Source organism: Cupriavidus sp. 10L45 (assembly GCF_056395225.1).
On record NZ_JBFTJC010000017.1, the window covers coordinates 41,409 to 56,525 of the forward strand.

At 64.2% G+C, this 15,117-nt stretch carries 10 protein-coding genes; 3 read left to right on the plus strand and 7 right to left on the minus strand.

Features of this window, described 5'->3' with window-relative positions:
- Positions 1 to 11 precede the first annotated feature (11 nt).
- A complete protein-coding gene (locus tag AC1DFU_RS25295) occupies positions 12 to 656 on the plus strand; it encodes a glutathione S-transferase family protein (protein WP_441590750.1) in 645 nt (214 codons plus the stop codon).
- Between the two features lie 353 nt (positions 657 to 1,009).
- A complete protein-coding gene (locus AC1DFU_RS25300) occupies positions 1,010 to 2,686 on the plus strand; it encodes an L-lactate permease (RefSeq protein WP_477159882.1) in 1,677 nt (558 codons plus the stop codon).
- A gap of 168 nt (positions 2,687 to 2,854) precedes the next feature.
- Here AC1DFU_RS25300 and AC1DFU_RS25305 read toward each other — a convergent pair whose 3' ends face one another.
- Positions 2,855 to 3,595, minus strand: coding sequence for a hypothetical protein (locus AC1DFU_RS25305; RefSeq protein ID WP_143093842.1), 741 nt, complete (start codon positions 3,593 to 3,595; stop codon positions 2,855 to 2,857).
- A gap of 12 nt (positions 3,596 to 3,607) precedes the next feature.
- Entirely contained in the window at positions 3,608 to 6,286 is a 2,679-nt protein-coding gene (locus tag AC1DFU_RS25310; RefSeq protein WP_143093843.1) for a hypothetical protein, read from the minus strand.
- Positions 6,287 to 6,433: 147 nt separating this feature from the next.
- Here AC1DFU_RS25310 and AC1DFU_RS25315 point away from each other — a divergent pair, with 147 nt between their 5' ends.
- Positions 6,434 to 8,266, plus strand: a complete 1,833-nt coding sequence (locus AC1DFU_RS25315; RefSeq protein ID WP_441590554.1) for an ABC transporter ATP-binding protein — start codon at positions 6,434 to 6,436, stop codon at positions 8,264 to 8,266.
- A gap of 21 nt (positions 8,267 to 8,287) precedes the next feature.
- On the opposite strand, the gene AC1DFU_RS25320 is transcribed toward AC1DFU_RS25315, so the two are convergent.
- The 5 genes from AC1DFU_RS25320 to AC1DFU_RS25340 all read right to left on the minus strand — a co-directional run bounded on the left by AC1DFU_RS25320 (position 8,288) and on the right by AC1DFU_RS25340 (position 14,905).
- Positions 8,288 to 8,818 carry a chromate transporter gene (locus AC1DFU_RS25320; protein ID WP_092290219.1) on the minus strand — a complete coding sequence of 177 codons (531 nt, stop codon included), beginning with the start codon at positions 8,816 to 8,818 and terminating at the stop codon, positions 8,288 to 8,290.
- Positions 8,815 to 9,405 carry a chromate transporter gene (locus AC1DFU_RS25325; protein ID WP_092290221.1) on the minus strand — a complete coding sequence of 197 codons (591 nt, stop codon included), beginning with the start codon at positions 9,403 to 9,405 and terminating at the stop codon, positions 8,815 to 8,817. Before AC1DFU_RS25325 ends, AC1DFU_RS25320 begins: the two co-directional genes overlap by 4 nt.
- A gap of 173 nt (positions 9,406 to 9,578) precedes the next feature.
- Positions 9,579 to 11,915: a DNA topoisomerase IV subunit A gene (gene parC, locus AC1DFU_RS25330; RefSeq protein WP_441590555.1), complete on the minus strand. Its 2,337-nt coding sequence runs from the start codon at positions 11,913 to 11,915 to the stop codon at positions 9,579 to 9,581.
- A 145-nt stretch (positions 11,916 to 12,060) separates the two neighbouring features.
- On the minus strand, positions 12,061 to 12,870 hold the full coding sequence (locus AC1DFU_RS25335) for a lytic transglycosylase domain-containing protein (RefSeq protein WP_441590556.1): 810 nt from the start codon (positions 12,868 to 12,870) through the stop codon (positions 12,061 to 12,063).
- A gap of 43 nt (positions 12,871 to 12,913) precedes the next feature.
- Positions 12,914 to 14,905 carry a DNA topoisomerase IV subunit B gene (locus tag AC1DFU_RS25340; protein ID WP_092290255.1) on the minus strand — a complete coding sequence of 664 codons (1,992 nt, stop codon included), beginning with the start codon at positions 14,903 to 14,905 and terminating at the stop codon, positions 12,914 to 12,916.
- Positions 14,906 to 15,117 lie beyond the last annotated feature (212 nt).

The window sequence follows — 15,117 nt, forward strand, 5'->3', positions numbered from 1 at the left end:
AGCCGCAAGGCCTGTTGCGCATCTGGGGCCGCCTGTCGTCGATCAATGTGCAGAAAGTGGTCTGGTGCGCGCGCGAGCTGCACCTGGACCACGAGCGCATCGACATCGGCAATCACCAGGGCGAGCTGGACACCGAGGCCTACATTCGCCTGAATCCGAACCGGATGATTCCGGTGATCGAGGATTTTCGCGATACGGACGTGGCCGGCGAGCCCTTCGTGCTGTGGGAATCGAACGCCATTGTGCGCTACCTGTGCGCGCGCTATGGCGAAGGCACGCTGTGGCCGTCCGACGTCAAGGAGCGCGCCTCCGCCGACCGCTGGATGGACTGGCAGACCACGGCGTTCAGCCCGGCCATGGTCTCGGCCTTCCTGCAGATGGTGCGCGTGCCGGTCGAGAAGCGCGACGAGGCGGTCATCGCCAAGTCGTGCGAACGGACCGAGCCGCTGGCCGCGATGCTGGACAAGGCGCTCGCCAGCTGCGAGTTCATCGGCGGCGACCGCTTCACCATGGCCGACATCGCGCTGGCCTGCGCGGCACACCGCTGGATGGGCACGCCCGTGCCCCACACGGCACGGCCCAACCTCGAACGCTGGCTGGACGACATGCGCGCCCGGCCGGCGGCCACCGGCATCCTCGTCCTGCCGCTGCGCTGAATCGTCCTGCGCCTTTGGTCGATCGGTTTTTGTCCGATCTGACTAGCGGCGCAGGCGTCACTTTCCCTGGCCGCACTCGACGGCCACGCCAAATTCGAACGTCCGTTTTAGGAGTACCCTCGCCCGAGAGTTGTGAGGTGCGCTCTGCTCCCCCCGAACAAACCCTGATCCCTGAATCCGATTCATCGACCCGGTGACCGGATTTAAGCGATTGCGGGGAACTCGCGTCCTTACAATCGCCTTTCTGTGCGCAGCGATGCGCTTGCCGCCGCACGCCCAGTTGCTATGCAGTAGCGGCAGTCCAGGCCCGACAGAGGCACGGCTGCCTTCCAAACCCAGAGGAGGATTCAATCGTGTGGAGTCAAATCTATGACCCGCTCGGCAATATGGCGCTGTCTACCATTGCCGCGGGGGTCCCTGTGGCCGTGCTGCTCGCAGCGCTGGCGTTCTTTCACATGCAGGCCCACATCGCTGCCGGACTGGCGCTGGCGGTCGGCATCGCGGTGGCGTCGTTCGTGTTCGGCATGCCCGCGGCCATGGCCGGCAAGGCGGCCGGGCTGGGCATCGTCTCCGGGCTGTTTCCGATCGGGTGGATCGTCCTCAACATCATCTTCCTGCACCGGCTGACCACACTTAACGGGTCATTCAGGGTGTTGCAGAACTCGATCTCGGGCGTGACCGAAGATCGCCGCCTCCAACTTCTGCTGGTGGCCTTCAGCTTCGGCGCGTTCTTCGAGGGCGCAGCCGGCTTCGGCACGCCGGTGGCCGTGACCGGCGCCATCCTGATCGGCCTGGGCTTCTCGCCGCTAGCCGCTTCTGGCCTAGCGCTGATCGCCAATACCGCTCCGGTGGCGTTTGGCGCACTCGGCGCGCCAATCATCGGCCTCTCGTCGGTGACCGGCATCGAACAGACCGTGCTCTCCGCGATGATTGGCCGCCAACTGYCGTTCTTCTCGGTGCTGGTGCCGTTCTGGCTGATCTGGGCGTTCGCGGGCTTCCGCGGCATGCTGGCCATCTGGCCGGCCATCCTGGTGGCGGGCGTCAGCTTCGCCGTGCCGCAGTTCCTGGTCTCGAACTACCACGGCCCGTGGCTGGTGGACGTGATCTCCGCGCTGATCTCGATGGGGGCCCTGACCGCCTTCCTGAAGATCTGGCATCCGAAGGAGATCTGGACCTCCACGCGCATCTTGGGCCGCCACGACGACTCGAAGGTCGATCACCCCGAAGCCCTGGAAGCCGAAGCCCGCGCCAACGCGGCGTCGGTCGGCATTTCGGTGGTCAAGGCGTGGATGCCATGGGTCATCCTGACCGTGTTCGTGTTCGTCTGGGGCATTCCCGAGTTCAAGAAGCTCGTGGACGGCATCTGGCAGTACAAATTCCCGATCCCGGGCCTCGACAAGGCCATCATCAAGGGTCCGCCGGTGGTGCCGAAGGAAATCGTCGAAGGGGCGGTGTTCAACTTCAACGTGCTGTCGATGGCCGGCACCGGCATCCTGGTGTCGGCGCTGGTCGGCGGCCTGCTGATGGGCTACTCGGTGCCGCGCCTGCTCAAGGAGTACTGGGAGACGATCAAGCTGGTGCGCTACTCGCTGCTGACCATCTGCGCCATGTTCGGCATCGGCTACCTGACCCGCTACTCGGGTCTCGACGCCACGCTGGGCCTGGCCTTTGCGCAGACCGGCGTGTTCTACCCGCTGTTCGGCACGATGCTGGGCTGGCTGGGCGTGGCACTGACCGGCTCCGATACGGCGTCCAACGTCCTGTTCGGCGGCCTGCAGAAGACCACGGCGGAGCAGCTGGGCCTGTCGCCGGTGCTGATGGCGGCCGCCAACAGCTCGGGCGGTGTGATGGGCAAGATGATCGACGCCCAGTCGATCGTGGTGGCCTCCACCGCCACCAAGTGGTACGGCCACGAGGGCGAGATCCTGCGCTACGTGTTCTTCCACTCGGTCGTGCTGGCCATCCTCGTCGGCCTGTTCGTGACCCTGCAGGCGTACGTGCCGCCGTTCACGCACATGGTGATTCACTGATGGCGATTCACTGATATTGCCTGCTCGACCAGGCATGCAGACAAGCCCCGCCTCATGGCGGGGCTTTTTGTTGGGCGTATCTCTCATGTCCGCACGCCTCCGCCATTTCCAAGGGTCGATTTCGTCAGATGATGAAACGCTCCCTATATCACTACAATTCAAATCTCTTCATTTTCGCGCACCAAATTGACTTCGGATATATCGCGCGGATGCCCGGTCTCCCTCTCGCTCCAATTGTGCAGCAACCCTCTCATACAAGGCTATATTTATGTCTCGGGAATTAGCGCATGCAAGGATGTTTTGAACACCCAATTTGCTTTCAATAAGCCCAGATAGAGAGGAATGCCCACCCTCCATTTTTCCGCTTTGATAATCTTCCCATATCAAATTAACATCCAGACCCTGCATCTCCGTCATGGCAGCAGTAGCGTCAAAATCACCACTTTCTCCGCCAACGTGCCACGTATCCACTGCGCCATCCCATCTACCCCCGCAAATCCCTCCGGTTTGATTACTCAGTATGCATCCGGAATGCGTGTCGATCGCCGGGCAATATTGTCGATCTACGATCCTGTTTGGCTTCTTGAACTCTCTGAGAACGCCGACGCGCAGAGTTATGAGAACAGCAAATCTCCCGCTTGGCGAAACTAAAACATCCTGCACCCCAGAGAATAAAATTCCCCCGTTACGGTTCAATCGTTCCATGGCAAAGAGGTCGAACCTGGAACCGTCAGATCTCACAAAGGTCGCCTTCTTCAATCCGGGTCCGAAAAGGGATCGCTCTCTCGCTAGAAGGGGTTTTGAGAATTCAATTCGTGTACCTCCATCAAAGGTAACGTATTCATGCGCTTGCGCCACGAATGACCAGAGTGCCAACATAGCAACCAGATATCTTTTCTTAGCGTGCATCTCTGCGCCCCTTCAATTCAATCTCGCTGCCATGGCGCGATACCGCCCCGGTGCAACTGACTGCGTTCCGATAACAGCCATTCGGCGATTGACGCCGTAGTCCTCCACAATCTCCCTCTCATATGCAACTCTATTTGCGCCCCACTCTGCGGGATTTTGAGATACGTTAGGATGCCGATCAAAGAAGCGTCGCACCGCACTTCCTATGTCTTGCCTCACCCAGGCAGGCCGATTTACATGGTGATCAAGCGCCGTAGCGCGCCCGAGGTCAGATTGAAAATAGTCGCCGATCGGGAAACGGCAATTCGACGGCACCTCCGGTAGAATCTGGATGCGCAACCTAGTCATGAAATCCATCAATTGCAGGCGCTCATATCGTTTGTCCATCATCGCATGGACAATTGCTGCTAGCGGTACGTTGTCAACTTTCTTCCGAAATGAATTGGCGGAGCAATTTTCCCTGATTTTGTCCTTTAACTCCCTGCCCGTTATTTTCTTCCCATTTGTCAATAGTGGATGCGAGTAATACATCCTCGTCTCTTCACCTCTCCCCTCGACGCTCCAACCGCATTTTTCGAAGAGCTCTTGGTATGCATCCTCATCCGCAGCTCGAAAATGCGCAACTTGCCGCGGAAGCTCTCCAAATCCGTCCCGGTTTATTGTTTTTTGCATTGCTCCCGCGGTAACAATTTCGCTGTCATAGGAATGGACAGAATCAAGATTCCCCTCATTGGGTGACATCCCCACCATTATGCGTCGCTCGCTGGTGGTTATTGTGCCGCTCTCCGCCAACTCCAGAAGCACCTCTGATCTTTCCAGTGGCCTATTCCCAAAGTACACCGGCCCATATTGAGAACCGAGGCGAGTCACTATAAATTTATCGACGTAACACCCTCCACATTCGCAGTCGTCAGTAGCACCAAAATTTCCCACCATCCCGATCGGATGAATATGAAAAACCTTTGGATCTGGCAAGGCGGGATAATGTGCTTTTACCTCGGTCCACCACGTTAGCGCCTGAATTCGCCTGTGTTCGGCGGTGAGCGCTTCGCGGTTCCGGCTTATCTTTTCGAACTCCGCGATCAGTGGGGTCCACTTTTCAGGATTGGCCCATTCACTCTCGTGCTTGACGATCAACCTCGACGCGCCCACGGCAGTCCACGGGTCCTGTGAAGCGACGCATAGATCGTTGGCCGCCTGCAGGCCGTCGCCCCGCTTGTATAAATGCTGACAAGCCATTTGCATCAAGGGGCTCAGCTTGTCCCGGGCTCCGGGATGCGGTACGTTCGCACCGGTGATGTAGTCGAGATATCCGGCGGTGGTGGCAAAAATAGTGTGGGTCTGGTCGTGAGCGGCGTCCAATAGCTCGAAATCCACCCACTTCTGGGCAAACTCCCGAGATATGCGGCCTCCGGGAAAGTTCTCCTCACGAACCCAGCCAGAAATGTCCTGACGTCGAACGTCCGCGCTTTCCACCTTCCACCAGCGACGCTTCTTGCCGTCGGTACCATTACCGTCTTCCGTGAACGGTTTGTCCGTGCGGCGCTCCAGTTCCGCCTGCGTAAATGCCCGGACAACGTCGGTCTCGGGCGCGTCGCGCCCTTCCCGATGGGGTTTCTTATAGAGTTTGGTTTGCCGATCGATCCGCAGGATCGTGGGTGCTGCTGATAGTCCAAGCTGCTCCCACGCCTTTGGTTTCGCCGCATTCTCTGCAATCCAGCTTCGCCCCTTGTCGATAAACGACCGGATGCTGTTGTCGCAGAACATTTCGAGGTGGACGCCCCGGATGACCTGCATCTCGGCCAGGGAGTCGTCTCGCCCGAGATGACCAATGAGCGCGCCAGCCTTGATCGGTACGGGCTTTCGCGGCACGACCACGCGGTCCACAGCCGTCTCAGGAACGAATGCTTCGACAACCGCTGCACTACCGTCCTTGCCGAGAAAGACCCATCCCTTATGGGCAGCCGTTGGGTCGACATACCCGCCGACCTTGGACGGGACCATTGATCCCACATGTATGGCGTCGATCTGCGCCCAGTCGCCTTCCCGCTTCAGGACGCTGAACTGGGCACCATGCGGCAGGATGCCCAGAATCGTGCCCCCGGACTTAGTAGCCAGGACTTGCAGCCCGACCTGTGCGGTCTGCAATCCCGGATGAGTGCTCCCTGCAGTTTGCCTATTCCTTGCGCCCGATGTCACCTTGAACCACGTTGTCCAGTACGCCGGCCTTGGCAGAGTCTTGTCGGACTCATAGCCAGCGAGGTCCTGCAGGTGCATGTAGAGGCTATGGAACGTTAGCGTGCAATCCTTCGGAAACTCCATGACATGACGCACCAGCGCAAATCCCGAACTGTATTGCGCACTGAATGCCGGAAGGTCGATTTTCAGATAATTCCGATTGACTCGCCATGCCACGACTTCGCCGTCGGCCATGCAACGTACGCCATGCTTCAAATCAAAGGATTTGCCTGCGCCAGCGTCCGAAACGTGGACACCCCCATGCCACAGGCCCTTGCGGCTGACGGCGTAGGCGCCGAGAGATTCCTTGCGCAACAGGCTCAGGAATTCATGCTGGTCGGTAAAGGCAACGGACGGCTTTCGAGGGTCGGACGACGCCCTGCGGAATGGAAACGCGAATTCGAGACGCTTGACGGTTGTGCGAGCCGGTGGACGGGACGGTGCGGTAGCCATGGATGGAGATGTGATCGCTCAGTAACGATTCGAGAGCGTAGTAGCCCCTATCCCGTCTCCACAATCGCAGATCTACGAAAATGCGAAACAGTGCCAAGCGCGTATCATCACCGGTTCACTCCAACAGACGAGATGAGGGACCGCCGTATGCCGATTCGCCGCCTGGAAAGATTGATCGATCCATTCCGGAACATGCCGGATACGCAGCCGCCGGCCAGCATCTGGCGGTTCTACGCGTACTTCCTGCGCGAGGTGCGCGGGGTGTTGTTCGCGCTGCTGGTGGTGGGCCTGATCGCCGCGCTGATCGAGGTGTCGCTGTTCAGCTTCCTCGGCCGGATCATGGACCTCGCCAAAGGAACACCGGACGGGCAGTTCTTCGCGCGCCATCAGAATGAATTGCTGTGGATGGCCGCCGTGGCGCTGCTGCTGCGCCCGCTGTTCTTCGGCCTGCACGATGTGCTGCTGCATCAGGTCATCAACCCCAACCTGGCCAACCTGATCCGCTGGCAGAACCATCGCTACCTGCTCCAGCAGAGCCTGTCGTTCTTCCAGAACGACTTCGCGGGGGGGATTGCCCAGCGCATCATGCAGACCGGGTTCTCGCTGCGCGACTCGGCCGTGCATGCGCTCGATGCGCTCTGGCACGTGATCATCTACGCCATCAGCGCGCTGATCCTGTTCGCCGAGGCGGACTGGCGGCTGATGATCCCGCTGATCCTGTGGATTGCCGGCTACATCGCCGCCCTGGCGTACTTCACGCCGCGCGTGAAGCAGCGTTCCGTGGTGGCCACCGAGGCGCGCTCGCGGCTGATGGGCCGCATCGTGGACGGCTACACCAACATCACCACGCTGAAGCTGTTCGCCCACACGCGCCACGAGGAAAGCTACGCGCGCGACGCCATGGCCAGTCACACCGACAAGATGCGCATGGCAGGGCGGATGGTCAGCGCCATGGACGTGACCATCACGGCGATGAACGGCGCGCTGATCGCCGGCACGACCGGGCTGGCGCTGTGGCTGTGGAACCAGGGGCTGATCTCCACGGGCGCCATCGCACTGACGACCGGGCTGGTCATCCGCATCAACAATATGTCCGGCTGGATCATGTGGGTGGTCAACGGCATCTTCGAGAACGTCGGGCAGGTGCAGGACGGCATGAAGACGATTGCCGTGCCGCGCAACGTGGTGGACCGGCCGGACGCGCAGCCGCTGCGCATCGCCCGGGGCGAGGTGCAGTTCGAGGACGTGGGCTTCCACTACGGCAAGGGCGCCGGGGTGATCGAGCATGTCAACCTGACCGTGCAGCCGGGCGAGAAGATCGGGCTCGTGGGGCCGTCCGGGGCCGGCAAGTCGACGCTGGTCAACCTGCTGCTGCGGCTCTACGACGTCGAAACTGGCCGGATTCTGGTCGATGGCCACGACGTGGCCGGGGTGACGCAGGAGAGCCTGCGCGCGCAGATCGGCATGGTCACGCAGGATACGTCGCTGCTGCACCGCTCGATCCGCGAGAACCTGCTCTACGGCAAGCCGGACAGTAGCGATGCCGACCTGGGCGAGGCGCTGCGGCGTGCCCGGGCGGACGACTTCATCGGCGATCTGATCGATGGGAACGGCCAGCGGGGGCTCGACGCGCTGGTGGGCGAGCGTGGCGTGAAGCTGTCCGGCGGGCAGCGGCAGCGCATCGCCATCGCCCGGGTGCTGTTGAAGGATGCGCCAATCCTGATTCTCGACGAGGCCACCTCGGCGCTCGACTCCGAAGTGGAGGCGGCCATCCAGGAGAGCCTGGAGGCGTTGATGGAGGGCAAGACCGTGATCGCCATCGCCCACCGGCTCTCGACCATCGCGCGGATGGACCGGCTGGTGGTGCTCGACGGCGGCCATATCGTCGAGACCGGCACCCACGCCGAACTGCTCGCGCGCGGCGGGCTCTATGCCCGGCTATGGGCGCACCAGACCGGCGGCTTCGTCGGCGTGGACTGATCGGACCGGGTCAGGCCGGGGTCAGACCAACCCGAGCAGCCCCGCGCCGGCGCCCAGCGCCACCAGCATCAGCGGATGAACCCGCGTCTTCAGCATGAGGGCGATGGTCAGCAGCGTCACCGCCACGGCGGTCCAGTTGTGGTCCACGCTGCTGGCCAGCACCCAGCCCGTGGACATCAGCAGGCCGATGGTCAGCGCGGACAGGCCGCGCTTGATCAGCCCCGGCCAGCGCGCGTGCGGCGAACGGCCGGCGAAGTATTCGAAGCCGAGCGCGATCAGGCTCGACGGCCCGCACATGCCGACCATCGCCGCGAACGTGCCGCCCGCCCCCGCTACCTGCCAGCCGAACAGCGCCACGAACAGGATGTTCGGCCCCGGCGACGCCTGCGAGATGGCGTAGAGCGCCGCGAACTGGCCATCGGTCATCCAGCCGTTGGCTTCCACGAGGTAGCGGTGCATGTCCGGGATGACGGTGCCGCCGCCGCCCACGGCCAGCAGCGACAGCATGCCGAAATGCCCGAGCAGGCTGCGCAGGATCTCCGGGGAACTCATGCCTGCCCCCGGCGCTTTTCGGCGCGATGTTCGAGCACCAGCGCCACCGGCACCAGCACCGCCATCACCGGCAGCAGCGGCCAGCGCAGCAGGCCGATGGCGACAAACGCCGCCACGCCGACCACCACCGCGCGCACCGTGCGCGGCTGGCTTTCCGCCAGCTTGACCCCGGTGGACAGCACGAGCCCGGCCGAGACCGCCGTCATGCCGGCCAGCATCTGGCGCACGGCGGTGACGTCCTGGTAGCGCAGGTACAGCGCCATGGCGCACAGCACCACCACCATCGGCACCAGCACCAGCCCGCAGAAGGCCGCCACGGCGCCACGCAGGCCGGCGAAGCGCAGGCCCAGCATCAGGGCCAGGTTGATAACGTTGGGGCCGGGCAACACCTGCCCGAGGCTGAGGATCTCGACAAAATCCCGGTCGTTGAGCCAGCGGTTGCGCTCCACGACGGCGCGCCGCACGAACGGGAGCACCCCGCCGAAGCCGGAAAGCCCCATGCGGGCAAATTCGAAGAACAGGGTGCGGGCGTTGGGGGGCGGAGCCAGGGCAGGCTCGGAGACGTCGGGCAGCGGGGCGGCAGACATGATAGGCGGCGATAAATGCCCACGCAGGGGGTGGCGCGGGCTGCCGACATACTACGGCAATCGCGACGGCCCGCGTGGCACGCGGTCATCACGGATGCGCAAGAGGGGGTCAGGGACGGTGATGTGGGTTGCTCCCCTCCCCCCTGGGAGCGCGGAGCAACCCAGCGGCTGCCTTAGCTCCCGCCGTCCACCTTCACCGGCTCGATCTTCACTTCCTTGAGACGTGGCTCGACCGCCTTGCCCTTGCGGGCGCGCTTGCCGACGTACGGCAGCAGCGTCTTGCCAGCCAGCTTCTGCGGCGGCATCTTGCCGCCCCGGACGCCGGTGCCGGAGATCAGCAGCCCCGGCGCGCCCACCGTCACGGCGTGCGTCAGCGGCTCCTTGGGCTCCAGTTCCATCAGGATCACGCCCCGGCCGCCGGCCGACAGCACCTTCACCTCGTCCAGCCCCACCAGCAGCAGCCGGCCATTGCCCGAGAAGCAGGCCACATGCGTGGCTTCGTCGGCAATCGGCGTCGGCGGCAGCAGCGTGTCCCCCTCATCCAGCGTGATGAAGGACTTGCCGCCCTTCTGCCGGCTGATCATGTCGCCGACCTTGGTCACGAAGCCGTTACCGCCGGCCGTGGCTACCAGCACGCGCTGCTCGGCGCCACCCGCAAAGGTGTGGGCGATCTGCGAGCCCGGTGCGAGGTCGATCAGCGTCGTCACCGGCACGCCATCGCCCCGGCCGCCGGGCAGCCCGGCCACCGCCACCGAATAGACCCGGCCGTTGCTGCCGAAGGCCAGCAGCGTGTCCACGGTGCGGCACTCGAAGGTGTCGTACAGGCTGTCGCCCGCCTTGAACGTGAACTGCTGCGTCTCATGGCCGTGGCCCTGGCGCGTGCGCACCCAGCCCTTGCCCGAGACGATGACCGTCACCGGCTCGTCCACCACGCGCACCTCGGCGGCGGCGCGGCGCTCTTCCTGGATCAGCGTGCGGCGCGGGTCCTTGTCCTCGGGGCTGTACTGCTTGGCGTCCTGCTCGATTTCCTTGATGATGCGCCGGCGCATCATCGTCTCGGACTTCAGCAGCACGTCCAGTTCGGCCTGCTCGTCGCGCAGCTTGGCCAGTTCCTGCTCGATGCGGATGGCCTCCAGCCGCGCCAGCTGGCGCAGGCGGATTTCGAGGATGTCCTCGGCCTGGCGGTCCGATAGCTGGAACGCCTCGATCAGCGCCGGCTTCGGCTCGTCGCTCTCGCGGATGATGCGGATCACCTCGTCGATCTTCAGCAGCACCAGCATCCGCCCTTCCAGGATGTGGATGCGGTCCTCGACCTTGTTGAGCTGGAAGCGCGTGCGCCGCGTCACCGTCTCGAAGCGGAACCCGATCCACTCCCGCAGGATCTCCTGCAGCCCCTTCTGGCGCGGCCGGCCATCGGTGCCGATCATCACCAGGTTGATCGGCGCGCCGGACTCCAGGCTGGTATGGGCCAGCAGGGTCTGGATGAACTCCTGCTGGTCCACGTTCTTGCTCTTGGGCTCGAACACCAGCCGCACCGGCGCATCCTTGCCGGATTCGTCGCGCACCGCGTCCAGCACGGCCAGCAGCGAGGTCTTCAGCTGCACCTGCTCCGGCGTCAGCGCCTTCTTGCCGGTGCGGATCTTCGGGTTGGTGATTTCCTCGATTTCCTCGAGCACCTTCTGCGCCGAGGTGGCTGGCGGCAGCTCGTGCACCACCATCTGCCACTGGCCGCGCGCCATTTCCTCGATCTTCCAGCGCGCGCGCACCTTCAGGCTGCCCCGGCCGCCCTCGTAGATCTGGGCGATATCGGCCGCCGGCGAGATGATCTGCCCGCCGCCCGGATAGTCGGGGCCGGGCATCAGCGCCAGCAGCTCGGCCAGCGAGATGGCCGGGTTGCGGATCATCGCCACCGTCGCCCCGGCCACTTCGCGCAGGTTGTGCGGCGGGATTTCCGTCGCCATGCCCACCGCGATGCCCGAGGCGCCGTTCAGCAGCACGAACGGCAGGCGCGCCGGCAGCAGCCTCGGCTCTTCCTCCGAGCCGTCGTAGTTGGGCAGGAAATCCACCGTGCCGAGGTCGATCTCATCCAGCAGCAGCCGCGAGATCGGCGTCAGGCGCGCTTCGGTGTAGCGCATGGCCGCCGCGCCGTCGCCGTCGCGGGAGCCGAAGTTGCCCTGGCCGTCGATCAGGGGGTAGCGCAGCGAGAAGTCCTGCGCCAGACGCACGAGCGCGTCGTAGGCCGACTGGTCGCCGTGGGGGTGGAATTTACCGAGCACCTCGCCCACCACGCGCGCGGACTTGACCGGCTTGGCGTCGGCACGCAGGCCCATGGCCGCCATCGCATAGAGGATGCGGCGCTGCACGGGCTTCTGGCCATCGGCCACCTCGGGCAGCGCGCGGCCCTTGACCACGCTCACCGCGTAGTCGAGGTAGGCCCGCTCCGCGTAGCGCGCCAGGGTCAGCGAATCGGCTGGCTCTTCGGATTGAAACGAAATGTCTGGTTGATCCATGGTCGGCAAGAATGCGGCACGCGGGCGCCGGGCGGCGCCTCGCAAACCCTGTGGGTCGGCTTGTCAGCGTGGGATTCTAACGAAACTCGGGCGCCCCGCAGGAAAGTGAGGCCCGATCGATGTGACAGCGGGTGTCACAAGGGGGTCATTCCGGCATGTTGCGCCGGCCGCCGATCACCATTTTCACGCGTCCGGCATGGCTGCCGGTGCGCACCACGGCCACCCCGGACGGCTGGTAGATCCGGTAGAACTCCATGACCGTGCTCACGTACTGGCGGGTTTCGGGGAAAGGCGGGACCTGGTTGTTGTAGCGCGCCACGGCGCCCTCGCCGGCGTTGTAGGCGGCCAGCACCAGTTCGAGATTGTTGGGAAACTGGCCCTGCAGCCAGCTCAGGTAGCGCACGCCGGCCGAGATGTTCAGGCGCGGGTCGGTGAGCTTCTGCTCCACCGAGCGGCGCTTGTCGGCGGCGATGCCGAAACGCACGCCGGTGTCCGGAATCACCTGCATCAGGCCGATGGCGCCCTTGGGCGACACCGCGCTCGGGTTGAAGCCGCTCTCGACCGCCATCACCGCCTTGACCAGCGCCGGGTCCACGTTCTGGGCCGTGGCAATCTGGCGGATGATCGGATCGACCAGCGCGATGTTGGGGTGGTTCAGCACATAGCGGAACAGCTTGCCGGCGTCGGCATCGCCCTTGCCGGGCCGCCCCACCATGCGCACCCCGGCCACGCGCGGCATGGCCAGCGTGTCCAGCTTGCCGCCGTCCTTGAGGAACAGCTTGTAGCGATCGTCGATCTTTTCATCGGCGAAGTGGGCCACGCCGTCTTCGTCGATATAGCCATACAGTTCGGCGTGGGCGGCACCGGTCGCGCACAGGCCCGCCAGCGCCAGCCCGAGCGCCGTGACCCGCCTTGCCAGCCGCGCCAGGGCGCGGCGATTGCCGATGGTCCGCATGGTGCTTCTCCGTTGCCGACCGCTGCGCCCGTTGCCGGAGCGGTCAGATATCCGCCTCCACCTCGTTGCCCTTTTCCTCGAGCCACGTGCGCCGCTGCGACGCCTCGCCCTTGCCCATCAGCATGTTCATCATGCTCACGGTCTGGGGCAGGTCGAATTCGCCAAGCGCCACCGGCAGCAGCCGGCGCGTGTCCGGGTTCATCGTGGTTTCCCACAGCTGCTCTGCGCTCATCTCGCCCAAGCCCTTGAAGCGCGAGATCTGCCAGGCGCCTTCCTTGACGCCATCCTTCATCAGCTTGTCCTGGATGGCTTCCAGCTCGCCTTCGTCCAGCGCGTAGAGCTTCTGGGCCGGCTTCTTGCCGCGTGCCGGAGCATCCACTCGGAACAGCGGCGGGCGGGCCACGCAGACGTTGCCGTTGTCGATCAGCTTCGGGAAGTGACGGAAGAACAGCGTGAGCAGCAGCACCTGGATGTGCGCGCCGTCCACGTCGGCATCGGACAGGATACAGATCTTGCCATAGCGCAGGTTGGACAGGTCCGGCTCGTCGTCCGGACCGTGCGGATCCACACCAATCGCCACGGCGATGTCGTGCACTTCATTATTGGCGAACAGGCGGTCGCGCTCGGTCTCCCAGGTGTTCAGCACCTTGCCGCGCAGCGGCAGGATGGCCTGGAACTCCTTGTCGCGGCCCATCTTGGCCGAACCGCCGGCCGAGTCGCCCTCGACCAGGAAAATCTCGTTGCGCGACACATCGGTCGATTCGCAATCGGTCAGCTTGCCGGGCAGCACGGCCACGCCGGAGCCCTTCTTCTTTTCCACCTTCTGCGCGGCGCGGGTGCGCGCCTGGGCCTGGCGGATCACCAGTTCGGCCAGCTTCTTGCCGTAGTCCACATGATGGTTCAGCCACAGCTCCAGCGCGGGGCGGCTGAAGGTGGAGACCAGGCGCACGGCGTCGCGGCTGTTCAGGCGCTCCTTGATCTGGCCCTGGAACTGCGGATCGAGCACCTTGGCCGAGAGCACGAACGAGGCGCGCGCGAACACGTCCTCGCTCATCAGCTTCACGCCCTTGGGCTGGAGTGAGTGCATCTCGATAAAGCTCTTGACCGCCAGGAACAGGCCCTCGCGCAGGCCGGACTCATGCGTGCCGCCGGCCGGCGTCGGGATCAGGTTGACGTAGGACTCGCGCACCGGCGCGCCGTCCTCGGTCCAGGCCACCACCCAGGAGGCGCCCTCGCCCTCGGCAAAGCCTTCCTCGCCCGGATTGCCGTCCGGGTCGGCAAAGTGCTCGCCCTCGAACATCGGGATCACGAGTTCGGACCCGCTGCCCTGCGCCAGCGCCTCGACGAGGTAGCCCTTCAGGCCCTGGTCGTACTGCCAGACCTGCTTTTCGCCGGTCTTCTCGATTTCGAGCGTGACCTTCACGCCCGGCAGCAGCACCGCCTTGCTGCGCAGCAGCCGCTGGAGTTCGGCCTGCGGAATGGTGGCGGAGTCGAAATAGCTGGCATCCGGCCAGACCTGCACGCGCGTGCCGTTCTTCTTCTCGCCGCGTTCGAGCTTGCGGCCGGCGAGCGGCGTGGTGACGTCGCCGCCCGAGAAGGTCAGCGTGGAGAGCGTGCCGTCGCGCCAGACCGTCACATCAAGACGGGTGGACAGCGCATTGGTCACGGACACGCCCACGCCGTGCAGGCCGCCCGAGAAGGCGTAGGCGCCACCCTTGCCCTTGTCGAACTTGCCGCCCGCATGCAGGCGGGTGAACACGATCTCCACCACCGGCACCTGCTCTTCCGGGTGAATACCCACCGGAATGCCGCGGCCGTCGTCTTCCACGCTAACGCTGCCGTCACGGTGCAGCGTGACCAGGATCTCGGAGCCGTGGCCGCCCAGCGCCTCGTCCGACGCGTTGTCGATCACCTCCTGCACGATGTGCAGGGGATTGTCGGTACGGGTGTACATGCCGGGCCGTTGCTTGACCGGCTCCAGGCCCTTCAGGACCCGGATGGAAGATTCGCTGTACTGACTGGTTTTGCTCGCCATGGAGTCGCTACGGAGAAGTGGATCTCCCGGCCGTCGCGGCCGGATTGCGCAGCATTGTAATGGATGACCGGGGCGGGCTCGGTACGCTGGCGCGCGGAACCGGCGGCTTCGGCATAAATACGCCACCCGGGGTAAACTCGCCCGGCTGCAGAGGGAATCCCCCGGCGCCCCCCGATAACCAGAGAAAAGGACTGCCAAAGTCCCGAGCCCGA

Bases quoted from the DNA above. Each gene is read 5' to 3' on its own strand.
- AC1DFU_RS25305 (WP_143093842.1), bottom strand. From the start codon at position 3,595: ATGCACGCTAAGAAAAGATATCTGGTTGCTATGTTGGCACTCTGGTCA.
- AC1DFU_RS25335 (WP_441590556.1), bottom strand. From the start codon at position 12,870: ATGCGGACCATCGGCAATCGCCGCGCCCTGGCGCGGCTGGCAAGGCGG.
- AC1DFU_RS25340 (WP_092290255.1), bottom strand. From the start codon at position 14,905: ATGGCGAGCAAAACCAGTCAGTACAGCGAATCTTCCATCCGGGTCCTG.
- AC1DFU_RS25315 (WP_441590554.1), top strand. From the start codon at position 6,434: ATGCCGATTCGCCGCCTGGAAAGATTGATCGATCCATTCCGGAACATG.
- AC1DFU_RS25320 (WP_092290219.1), bottom strand. From the start codon at position 8,818: ATGAGTTCCCCGGAGATCCTGCGCAGCCTGCTCGGGCATTTCGGCATG.
- AC1DFU_RS25325 (WP_092290221.1), bottom strand. From the start codon at position 9,405: ATGTCTGCCGCCCCGCTGCCCGACGTCTCCGAGCCTGCCCTGGCTCCG.
- AC1DFU_RS25310 (WP_143093843.1), bottom strand. From the start codon at position 6,286: ATGGCTACCGCACCGTCCCGTCCACCGGCTCGCACAACCGTCAAGCGT.
- parC (WP_441590555.1), bottom strand. From the start codon at position 11,915: ATGGATCAACCAGACATTTCGTTTCAATCCGAAGAGCCAGCCGATTCG.